This is a genomic window from Sinanaerobacter chloroacetimidivorans, from assembly GCF_018128545.1.
GTDB lineage: Bacteria > Bacillota > Clostridia > Peptostreptococcales > Anaerovoracaceae > Sinanaerobacter > Sinanaerobacter chloroacetimidivorans.
In genome coordinates this window covers 73,444-83,572 of record NZ_JAGSND010000019.1, presented here as the reverse complement: position 1 = coordinate 83,572, position 10,129 = coordinate 73,444, and the positions used below count along the sequence as shown (strand labels likewise).

11 protein-coding genes are annotated in these 10,129 nt (G+C 52.7%); all 11 read right to left on the bottom strand.

The window, feature by feature from the left end:
* Positions 1 to 38 precede the first annotated feature (38 nt).
* Positions 39 to 3,977 (bottom strand): S-layer homology domain-containing protein, encoded by a 3,939-nt coding sequence (locus KCX82_RS19475; RefSeq protein ID WP_013623316.1) that lies wholly within the window; start codon positions 3,975 to 3,977, stop codon positions 39 to 41.
* A 10-nt stretch (positions 3,978 to 3,987) separates the two neighbouring features.
* The gene (locus tag KCX82_RS19470; protein ID WP_013623317.1) at positions 3,988 to 4,347 is read right to left on the bottom strand and encodes a SpoVG family protein; all 360 of its coding nucleotides are present in this window, start codon (positions 4,345 to 4,347) and stop codon (positions 3,988 to 3,990) included.
* A gap of 33 nt (positions 4,348 to 4,380) precedes the next feature.
* Positions 4,381 to 4,677 (bottom strand): DUF6133 family protein, encoded by a 297-nt coding sequence (locus tag KCX82_RS19465; RefSeq protein ID WP_227020152.1) that lies wholly within the window; start codon positions 4,675 to 4,677, stop codon positions 4,381 to 4,383.
* Between the two features lie 23 nt (positions 4,678 to 4,700).
* Positions 4,701 to 5,255 (bottom strand): YodL domain-containing protein, encoded by a 555-nt coding sequence (locus tag KCX82_RS19460; RefSeq protein WP_013623319.1) that lies wholly within the window; start codon positions 5,253 to 5,255, stop codon positions 4,701 to 4,703.
* A 41-nt stretch (positions 5,256 to 5,296) separates the two neighbouring features.
* Positions 5,297 to 5,869, bottom strand: coding sequence for a hypothetical protein (locus KCX82_RS19455; RefSeq protein WP_013623320.1), 573 nt, complete (start codon positions 5,867 to 5,869; stop codon positions 5,297 to 5,299).
* A gap of 63 nt (positions 5,870 to 5,932) precedes the next feature.
* Positions 5,933 to 6,763, bottom strand: coding sequence for a DNA adenine methylase (locus KCX82_RS19450; protein WP_013623321.1), 831 nt, complete (start codon positions 6,761 to 6,763; stop codon positions 5,933 to 5,935).
* Positions 6,764 to 6,771: 8 nt separating this feature from the next.
* A complete protein-coding gene (locus KCX82_RS19445) occupies positions 6,772 to 7,104 on the bottom strand; it encodes a hypothetical protein (protein ID WP_013623322.1) in 333 nt (110 codons plus the stop codon).
* A gap of 139 nt (positions 7,105 to 7,243) precedes the next feature.
* Positions 7,244 to 7,531, bottom strand: coding sequence for a hypothetical protein (locus tag KCX82_RS19440; RefSeq protein WP_013623323.1), 288 nt, complete (start codon positions 7,529 to 7,531; stop codon positions 7,244 to 7,246).
* A 78-nt stretch (positions 7,532 to 7,609) separates the two neighbouring features.
* The gene (locus tag KCX82_RS19435; RefSeq protein WP_013623324.1) at positions 7,610 to 9,100 is read right to left on the bottom strand and encodes an antirestriction protein ArdA; all 1,491 of its coding nucleotides are present in this window, start codon (positions 9,098 to 9,100) and stop codon (positions 7,610 to 7,612) included.
* The gene (locus KCX82_RS19430; RefSeq protein ID WP_013623325.1) at positions 9,093 to 9,821 is read right to left on the bottom strand and encodes a DUF4314 domain-containing protein; all 729 of its coding nucleotides are present in this window, start codon (positions 9,819 to 9,821) and stop codon (positions 9,093 to 9,095) included. The genes KCX82_RS19435 and KCX82_RS19430 overlap by 8 nt, the downstream gene beginning before the upstream one ends.
* Positions 9,818 to 10,051: a hypothetical protein gene (locus tag KCX82_RS19425; RefSeq protein ID WP_013623326.1), complete on the bottom strand. Its 234-nt coding sequence runs from the start codon at positions 10,049 to 10,051 to the stop codon at positions 9,818 to 9,820. Before KCX82_RS19425 ends, KCX82_RS19430 begins: the two co-directional genes overlap by 4 nt.
* Between the last annotated feature and the right edge of the window lie 78 nt (positions 10,052 to 10,129).

Here is a 10,129-nt window from a genome sequence, read left to right as displayed (position 1 = left end):
AGTCGGCTGACCAATTAGATTTCTCTTTAATCTAATGCTCACACACGAGCGATACTATAGAGTCCTTGCGGACGCACATACATGCAGTCGTGATTGGTGTAATAATAGAATTCCAGCCTTGTGTATACGCCTGCGCCAAGGCTGCGAGTGAAAGTGATGCCGTTGGTGGTGGTACCGTAGTCAAGCTGATCCCACTGGCTGGTCAGCCTGTTGTATCCACGCACTCTGCCGAAGTCCGAGCCGCTGTGACCACTTACAGGAGGCACCGTAAAGGTATATTCTGTGATGGTGGCGCCTTCGAGCCCGTTTTCCATGATAACGGAGTCAGGCCCTGTTAAGACCATCCCACCACCGCCGTTTGAGTCCGCCACAAAGAAAACGATGGCAGCCCAAGGCGATTCAGCGCCTGCGGAGTCCACCGCTTTGACGCGGACCACGTTCTTTCCACGGGGATAGGTCTGTGTTTCAGCATTTCGGCCCTCCCAGACAAGGGTGACAGCATCGCCATCGGGGTCAGAGCTGGTTGCCTTAATGGTGACCGGCGTTCCCGGCGCTACGCTGTTGCCGTTTGGAGTTCGGCTGATGACCGGCGCAGTCGGTGCAGAGTTTACGATGCTGAATGTTTTGGACACCCACTCCGAATACAGCCCGGTAGCATCTTTGGCACGAACACGGATGGTGTGCGTGCCAACGGCATAGTAGTTGTCAGCCGCCTTGTTGTCCCACTCCAGAGTGGTGGCATCGCCGTCCGAGTCAGCGGCTGTTGCGCTGATATTGACAAGGAATTTGCCGTTATTCGCTGTTCGAGTGGGGGTTGCGGTCAGAGTTACAGTCGGTGCGGAGCTGGTGATGGTGAAAGTCTTTGATGCCCAAGGAGAATATGCTCCGGCAATATCTTTGGCACGGACGCGGATGGTGTGCGTGCCTGCGGCATAGTAGTTGTCAGCCGCCTTGTTGTCCCATTCCAGCGTGGTTGCATCGCCGTCCGCATCGGCGGCTGTCGCACTGATATTGACAAGGAACTTGCCGTCCTTGACAATGCGGGTTGGCTCGGCTGTCAGGGTAACAGTGGGGGCGGCATTGGTCACGGTGAAAGTTTTCTCGGTCCAGGTAGAGTAAGCCCCGGCAATATCCTTCGCCCTGACACGGATGGTGTGGGTACCCGGCGCATAGTAGCCGTCAGCCGCAGTGTCCGCATACTCCAAGGTCACCGCATCTCCATCGGGATCTGTGGCATTGGCGGTGATGTTGACGAGAAACTTTCCATCCTTGGCTGTACGGGTTGGAACGGCCTCTACCACAGGAGCATTCGGCGCCGTATTGGTTACCGTAATACTCTCCGCATGTGAGATTACACGTCCTGCGCTGTCGGTGATGGAAGCGGTCAGGGTAAAAGTGCCGATGTCACGGATGGCAATTCTACCGCCGTCATTGCCCAGGGTACCCTGATACTGTGCGGTATTGCCATCCTTTTGCAGTGTCCAGACCACAGCATAGCTGCCGATATGCCGAACATCCCTTGCGGCAACCTCAAACTCCGTACTGTAGTGAACAGTCTGCGGCATGGTGAAAGCATACTGCACCACCGGCAGGATGCGGATGTTTTCGCTGTGGGAATAACTGCGTTTCAGATAGTCGGTCATGGCTGCGGTAAGAACATACTCGCCGCCGCCCTTAAAGGTAATCTTGCCGCCCTGGGGGGTGAGGCTGCCGTCAAACGCCTCGGAGAGCGGAATGCTCTTGCCGTCCTTGCTGACGGACCACTCCACAGGCAGAACATTATTATTGCCATGAGTTCTGAGGTCAATGGCGGTATCAGTGTAGGCAAAGGCAGGAAGTTCAAAGCCGATAGTCAGTACGGGAAGCACCTCGCACCTGTCCTTGCTTTCGTACAGAAAGACACGGCCGGTATCATCGGTGATTCTCGCTACCAGCTCATAGATGCCCGCTCTTTTGAAGCGGATGGTACCTCCGTCATTCGAGAGCTTTCCGTCCACATAAGTCGACCAATCTTGGAAACCGAATGTGTTATCCACCAGCCACTCAACGGCGAGACCGTCCAGATGGTTGGCTTCGGTTTTGACCACGATATCGGTGTCGGTATGGGCGTGTTTTGGCAGGCCGTAGGTAAGGTTGGGCACGGGATAAACCTTGAAGCCCTGCTCATAGCGGTAGCTCCTGCCGCCATCATCGGTGAACTCCGCTTTCAGGATATAGCTGCCTTTGGAGCGGAACTTCAGCTCACCGCCGTTGTTGCCCAGCGTACCCTCCGCCGCATTGGTGAGGGATACCTCCTTGCCGTCATGCAGCAGGGACCATTTGGCGGTATGGCTGCCGATCTCTCCGAACACCGCTTCCACCACAACCGCTTTGTCGGTATGGAAGACTTCGGGCAAGTAGAATCCCGCCGAGCCCACCGGGTAGACCGTGATGCCTGCGCTACCGGCAAACACTCTGCCGGTAGCATCGGTAACGGAAGCGGTCAGCGCATAGACACCTTTTTCCTTGAATCGGATGCTGCCATGGTCGGGATCTCCTTCAATCCATGTGTCGATGTCAGCGGATTCTCCGTTGCGGGTCAGGGTGTAGGTTAGCGTGAGCCCATCCGTTTCTTTTGTTTCTGTTTTTAGCTGGGCGGTTTTATCGGTATGGGTAACTGCCGGCAGGGTGAGATTCACCTCCGCCACAGGGTAGACGGTAATGCTGCTCTGTGCGGTGACAACCTTGCCCAGCTCGTCTGTGATGGAGGCCGTGAGCGTATAGCTGCCCTTATCCTTGAACAGCACCGTGCCGCCAGCAGCGGTCAGCTCTCCGGTGACGGCTTTCTCCATATCGGCGGCGGTTCCATCTTTTTGGAGGGACCACAGCACCGAATTGGAACCGAGATTCTCCGTGGAAAGCTCCACCGGCACGCCGGTATCGGTATGGGCGGTTTCGGGCAGTGTGAATGCCGCTGTCACCACCGGATAGATGCTGACCGTCTGCTCATGGGTCACCGTGGCGCCCCGGCTGTTTTTTGCCGTGGCAATGAGGGTGATGCTACCGGTATGCGTGAATTTCACCTTGCCGCCTGCAGCGGTCAGTTCGCCCTCTGTCAGCCCGGGAAGCTCGGCGGGCAGTCCGTTTTTAAGAATTGTCCATGTCACACCGCTCACATAGCGACTTTCCGGCTTAATCTCAATTTCATCGGCGGTGTAGGCGGTTTTGGGCAATGTGAAGCTGAACTGCGGAGCGGGAACATAAGAGGAACCACCACCGCCAGAACCGCCGCCACCGGAAGGCTTATCCTCCGGCTTGGGTGTTACGGGCGGCTTCGGAGGTTCTTCTTTTTTGATCTGTTCCTTTGCTTTCTCCGTATCCACCAGCATTTCAAAGGCTTCCGCACGGGTGGCTTTGCCTTCCGGCTTTACTGTACCGTCCGGGTAACCAGTCACAATGCCGTACTTTTTGCCTGTACAGATACAGGCTTTATCCCCATCAGCGAGTCCATCGTCATCGGAAAACCCGGTGACACAGGGGCAGGATACATCATGGTCGCCCTTGCCGATAGCCCTCACCAGCATTCGGATCATCTCCATGCGGGTGATTGGATCATTCGGCAGGAACTTCGTCCCGAAATCGTCCTTTTGGATAATTCCTGCAATGATGAGCGACTCTACATACTGCTCCGACCAGTGTCCGGCAATGTCAGTAAAGCGAATGGTGACTTCACTTTCATCCGGTTCCGGCAGTTCCATAGTCCTGGCAATCAGGGCGGCAAACTCGCCTCTTGTAATGATTGCGTCGGGATGTGCGAGACCATCGGGATAGCCGCTGATGACGCCCTTATCCGTGAGGATTTGGATGGCTTCCTCCGCCCAATGGCCTTTGGCATCCTCAAAATATCGGTTTACCGCATAGGCGCTGCCCGCAAGCAGGGCAACAACCATGCAGACCACGAGGAGGATGCTGAGAGGTCTTTTCATTTTCTCCTTCATCGTCTACCTCCTACATCCCACCCATGACAGGCTGGCTTTGCTCCTGCTGGGGTTCGGGAGATTCCTGTTTCTGTACGGCGGTCTGCCCTTGGGTGAGCGCCTGCTGGTAGGCACCGATGACCGCCTTGTCAAATTCTGCTTTGGCTTCTTTGGTGCAAGGGAAGCAGATATCCTTGTACTCACCGTTTCCGGCTTTATAGCTGGGCATGGAGACAAACAGCCCCTTGGAGCCGTCCATGATCTTGATGCCCCGCACGGCAAAATCACTGTAGATGTTAACCGAGGCGGTGGCCTTGCAGCTTCCCTCCGGGCGGATGGAATGGATTTTCACATCGTACTTGGGGACAGCCGGTGTTGTATTCTTAGGCATGGTTTTTCCTCCTTCTTAAAATTGCCGGTACTCTTAACCGGCGTAGTTGAACATCTCCTTGATACGCTGAGTCAGAGTCGGCAGCACGGTTTCGCCAAACAGTGCGTAGAGCCCTGCAAGGAGCAGGGCGCCAATGACAACGGCCAGCAGGATTTTAATGGCCGTGTCGATGTAGCCCTCCCCGGCACTCTCTGAGAGAATGCGCCTGCCGCGGAATGCAAGTCTGGCGGCGGTGTCCTTTGCCGCCGTCAGCTTATGAGAAACCGCAGCCTTTACTTTTTTGATAACATAAATCATATGGTTTTCCTCCGTTCTATTGATGGCGGGCATAAGAAAAGACAGCCCAAGGCTGCCTACATACTCATGTCCATGGTTTGGATGGGTTCGGGTGATTCAAATTCGATCTGCCGGAATACCTTACGGTCCGCATAGTAGAACTCGCTTCCGGCAGCGTTGTATAGCTCAATGATGTCTGACATGGAGAGTGGATTCCCTAAAAAGCCGGGAGGCTGCCGTATGCTGTACCGCTCGTAGATAGTTTCTGGATCATTGGTATCAAGCTGGCCGTCATAGGCGATACGGTAATTTCCGGGAGACGGTTCTCCGAACTTCCGCACCATTTCCTCATAGGAAATAAATTTCATGTGGATATCCACGTCGGGCTTGAGCTGCCAGATGCGAACATTTTTCAGCGGAGCAGCAGTTTCGATACCACCCAGCCGTTCCCCGGCAAGAAGCCGCTCCATCACGCCATCCGTCCACTGCGGTGTTAGGGAACGGCTTTTCAGCCAAGCAGACAGCTCATTGCTCTGAAAGATGTTGTCCACAACTGCATTTTCTTTTTCTGTATAACCGGCCGGGTTTCCGTAATAAGAAATGAGGCCGTTTTTCAGGGAAATCCCCGGCATATTCTCACCTCCCAAGCGGTGTTTTGGAGAGCGAATACGGGTTATTTGCCATAGATGATGCTTTCCTGCATAATCAGTTCATCCAATGCCGCAAGGCAGATGCCGCTCTGCGCCAGCATTGAAAGAATGCAGGGAGGCACATCGTTGATGTCCTGCTGGATGTCCGCCTCCACCACCGTGATTTCACCGCTGTCCCCATCGGTATAGGCTTCCAGCTTGGCACCCTCGGGAATACCCGCTTCCTCCAGCAGATAGTCGGGAATATGGATGCTCTGGCTCTCGTCCAGCAGATCATGGCAGAGGGAGCAGTTAGCCACCCACTCGGCGGGGTTGTTGCCACAGCCGCATTCCGTACCAGCTTCAGGATTTTCATCGCCGCAGTTATTGCAGAGGCCGCAGGCTTTGGCGAGATGGATCGTCATATCGCTTGCCAGTTCACTGAGTGCGGTGATAACACGGATAAGCTCCAGCGCCGTCATCTTACCCTTGTGGATAACGCATACACCATCGGCAGCCATCACTGCAAGGGTTTCGGCATCGGTAAACCCGCACCGCTGCTGAATAACAAGAGGGATTTGCAGGGTCTGCTCGGTTTTCTTCTGATGATTTTTCATGGTCTGTTCCTCCTTAAAATGTTTGCCCCTTGATATGGGGCGAATTTTGTTTTCTGCTTCCGGTCAGAGTTCAATCCCTCCGTCATCAAATAAGTTGAGCTGTGAAGGAGCCTCCCTCGTCCGTTCTCGCATATCGTAGTTGGCAATGAGGATTTCAGGGAACTGCGCCCCATTGTCATACCTTTGCTTGATGTTGTTGATTCGGGTATAGGAGTCGATTTGAATGCCCGGTGTATCATATAGCTCCCGGATAAATTCGCAGTCATTGTAGGACAGCAGGAATTTGCCCTCAATCCGCAGCAGTGCATCCCGCAGGCGGATATGGTCTTTTTCTGTAAAGCCATCCTCGCCTACGTTTTTGTAGTAGTTCTCTGTTTCAAAGTACGGCGGGTCACAGTAGAAGAAACTAACGGGGCGGTCATACTGCCCAATCAGCTTCTCAAAGTCCTTGTTTTCAACGACCACTTTGGCAAGCCGCCTGTGGGCCTGCTCAATCAGCGGAAAATTGGACCGAATATCATGTGGCTGGCTGCCGTAGCTCGTCAGCCCCGATGCGTAGCTGTAGCGGATGAGCTGATAAAACCAAGCGGCTTTCTGCACATCCGAGGCAGGGCTGTCACGGGCAAGGGTATTTTTGACATGGTCAAAATCTGCACGGGCATTGAGAACATAACGCAGTGCGTCCATGAGTTCCTCTGGCTTATCCCGCACACAGCGGTAAAGATTGACCAATAACCCATTAAAATCGTTGTACACCTCAAAGTCATTGCCGGGGAACTTATGAAAAAGAATCCAGCCGCCCCCGCCGAATACCTCGATGTATCTTTCATAGTAGAGGGGAAAAAGGGTGACGATCAGCTCACGCAGGGATTTCTTGCCACCGATCCAAGACATAAAGCTGTTCAGGAGTCATCACCTCCCTCCAGCGGCAGGCGTATCTGCGTATCGTCAAACGCCGTGAGGGAACGCTTGAGTCCGGTGATGGCGGCGCTGATTCCGCTGATACGGCTTTTCATGTGCCGGATGGTCAGGCGCACTTCAGCCTCGGTCTTTGCGTAGAAATAGCCGCTTTGATCACTGGCAATGGGGATACCCTCACGGCGCAGGGCATTGACAAGGTCACGCAGTTCCTTACCTGAAACGTGGAATGCGTATTCCATCATTTTGCTTGTGACGGCATTTTCGGCGCCGTGATGATAACGATGCAGATACTCCGCAAGCTGCTCCTTGAGCATCATTGCCTCCTTTCCGGTTGTTTCCCCGGAAAGGAAGTCAAGGCAAAAAGGGCATAAAAAAACAGGGCCGCCTCCTGTCGGGGAAACGGCCTTGTTTCTATATTGGGGGTCTAAAAAAGCACAGACATCATTGCCTGTGCTACTTGATTACGCCAAGCTCCCTTAAAACTGTCACACAGTCCTTGGCGCCCTGGATGTACATATGCTGACTGTATTCGCCTAATAAAAGCTGCATGGCTTCAAAGTATGAGTCTGCGATCTGTTTCAGCTCATCATCGTATTTGGGATGATCCTTTAACAGTATTGATGCCTCCAGTTGCTGTTTCATAGCATCTCGGACATCGGCGTTGGATTCCGCCAGCTCTGCAAATGCCGCATTGAGCCGATCATCCAGAGCAGTTTGCAGGGAGTCTTTCCATTGCTCCATTCCGCTCACCTCCTTCAAGCACAACACCATGCCACAGATTTATGAAAATAGCTATACCAAATGCAGACAAAGATTCTGCTATTTCATTTCCATGCCGTGGCTCTGGCTTGGACGGTTAAGGCATTGCTCCACCGTCCGACCATTTTGTTGTTCAAGCAGTCCATAAGGGGTTTCGGCAATGCCGTATTTCTCCATGAGATACCGCCCGTATCCTTCCAAGTTGCAGAATTGCTCCAAGCCATCGTCGCTTTCAAATGACATCATCCTCTGAACTTCCTTTTCAGCGTAATCGGCGGGAGAAGCAGTTTCGGACAGAATCTCAAATTCCCCCGTCAGAAAAGCAAGATCAAGCGCATCCTCTAACGAAATATCCGCAGGGGTTGTTTCCAGCATCGCTTTGTAGGTCAGGACACCATTTTCCTCTTTGATGTGGCGGAGCTGCTGTGCCAATTCATTGACCAAGCCGTATCTGTCGCCCTCCGATTCATATAGGGAATCTTCGATTTTTTCAGTAAGGGAGGGTATCATGCAGTCCGCAGCGGAGAATACACATTCCTCCGGTGATGCTGCTTTCACCGCTTCAACGGCTTGAGAGAGCATCTCATCATCCGCGGGGAGCTTCAGGAAAGCAACCAGATTGTTATCATATTGCGGATCGTTAAAATACCCTTTGGTGATACGGAGAAGCACGGTATAATCCGGTTTTTCCAAGGGGACGGCATCACCGCTATGGTAGGTCTGCGAAATCTCGCCATTTTGGACCACATAGCCATGTGGAGTGAATACGCCACCCTCGCCCTCACGCATCTCTTTGCCAATTTTACCGAAGTCCAGGCATTCGTAAATTTCATCCGGCACATTTTCGAGTTCCGGCACAAAGTCGTTATCCGCATAAAATTTACCGAGGGTGCTGTCGTTATGGGCTTCATAGACGACATGGCAGTCCTTCATGCTGTGGGTCATGTTGATGAGGCGGTCTATTGCGATGGGGGAGTATTGGGTCCGGATGGTATCCATCATGACCATCCCCTCGAAGCAGTCCAGCTCCCATTCGTTTAATGAGGACAAACGCTCGGTCAGATGATTCAGCTCATATAGGTTCGCATTCGTGCCGATAAACTGAGGCAGATAGTCCAGCTCGCAGCCTATGATTTTCGTAGAATAGATGACACGTTTATCGGTGATGCGGGCCTTGTCCAGCGCATCCAATATTTGGTATGGTGTAGCAGGGAGCTTGAGAGTGGAGGAAGTCTCCGCACCAAATGAACCGGGGCGGCTAATTTCCACTTCAAAAATACGGCCGCCTTCCATGCCGGAATGCTCTTGTTGGGAAAGCTGGGGAACATTCCAGCCAAACAGCGCCCCTTGATGCATGGTATCGACCTGTTCGGCTGTAATGCCGTGCTTCTCATTGTAGCTGTTGACAATTACCTGGTTTGCCTTTCTATTCTCCGTGTTGAGTTCGGAGCGGCTGAATCCTGGCTTCCCATATTCAATGCGCATAATTTCGCCATTCGCATTCATGAACAGGCACTGTTCGGGAAGCCTATTCCTTGATTGTTTATCCAAGATGCATTCCTCCCATTTGCTGGCTCATAGCCTCTAATTCATCCTTTGTCGTTATGCTCCAGTCCCTTGACGCCGTCCAAAGGCTGACATATAGTTCATCGCTGCCAATCTTAATCGGATGCTGCTCGAAGCCCTCACCGAAACCATCTGATGCCTGACCAGAAGCATAATCTTTGAGCTGCTCCAGCTCCGCATCATTCAAATCCCCTTGTACCCGGCATTCAGCCACACCCATCAGCTTGTTCCCAACTTGCTCCACTGTGAAAAAGAGGGACTTCACTTTCTGACTTACGCTGTCATCCCCGTGATAATATTCCATGAGTCCTCGTTCCGTTTCCTCCGGCATCCGCTCCTTGAGGATGGCGGCAAGGATTCGGTCGTGATAGGAAAGTATCGTTCCCTGGTCGAGTTCCGAGGGGTATTCCTCCAAAGAGCCCCATTCATCGCGTTCATACTGCATCACAGCCAGAGGCATATACAGCTTTAGCGTTTGGAGGGGCTGTGGGATAACCGAAAATTTATCTACGCCTGGGATGAGAGCGAGGGATCGGCCGTTATCCCATTTCATGTGGAACTGGCCTGCATCGTCAATAAAGTTAATTGTTCCCTCCATACCTGACGGCACAGGCGCATAGGGGTCTTGCATTTCTGTTAACCGAATGCGGGTGCCGGGCGGATACTGTTCTTTTATAAATTTCAGAAATTCTTGCTGATGTCTCATGTGAGTTCCTCCTTTTTCTGCTTATTTCTACTGTGAATCCTCTGCATATCTGTTCTTAGGCAGTCACCCTCGGAGCCGTAACAGATAAATCCATGCGAGGGATATGGGCAGTTGCCACAGCTCTTGAACGGGCCGTGGGGCCGCTCGTCAGGCGGTATTCTGCCTGTTGTTATGATGGAATCCGAATCATAACAAGCTGGTTTTTTATTTTTCTTGTAATGCACTAACATGATTTCCTCCCTTCTGAAAAACAAAAAAAGCCGGGGAATTGAAGCGCATTCTGCACTCCGATTCTCCGGCTCTTTAAC